General features: G+C 59.7%; 1 protein-coding gene. It reads left to right on the top strand.

The features are described from left to right. Positions 1-511: transcription termination/antitermination protein NusG (gene nusG / locus ABB26_RS18435; protein ID WP_057636149.1), on the top strand; the 511-nt coding region annotated here is incomplete at its 5' end. Between the last annotated feature and the right edge of the window lie 32 nt (positions 512-543).

Here is a 543-nt window from a genome sequence, read left to right as displayed (position 1 = left end):
GGCGCAGGCATTGCGCGACCGGATCGTGCGTGACGAAATGCAGGAGCTTTTCGGCGACGTGCTGGTCCCCACGGAAGAAGTGATCGAGATGCGCTCCGGCCAGAAGCGCCGTTCCGAGCGCAAGTTCTTCCCGGGCTACGTTCTGGTCCAGATCGAGACCCACGAAGAGGCGGGCATTCCGCGTATCGACAACGAAAGCTGGCATCTGGTGAAGGAAACCCCGAAGGTCATGGGTTTCATCGGTGGTACCGCTGATCGTCCGTTGCCGATTCGTGATGAAGAAGCTGCTGCCATCCTGGATCGTGTTCAGGAAGGTGTTGAAAAGCCGCGTCCGAAGGTGCTGTTCGAGCCGGGTCAGATGGTCCGTGTCACCGAAGGCCCGTTCAACGATTTCAATGGCGTTGTGGAAGAGGTCAACTACGAGAAGAGCCGTGTGCGCGTCTCGGTGTTGATTTTCGGTCGCGCCACCCCGGTCGAGCTCGAGTTCGGTCAGGTCGAAAAGGCAGTCTGATGCCCTTCGCTTCCGCCTGTTCAGGCGGAGGC

This window comes from Stenotrophomonas humi (genome assembly GCF_001431415.1).
In the GTDB taxonomy this organism is placed as follows: domain Bacteria; phylum Pseudomonadota; class Gammaproteobacteria; order Xanthomonadales; family Xanthomonadaceae; genus Stenotrophomonas; species Stenotrophomonas humi.
Note: the sequence above shows the minus strand (reverse complement) of the source record. Positions and strands in the feature narration are given on the sequence as shown.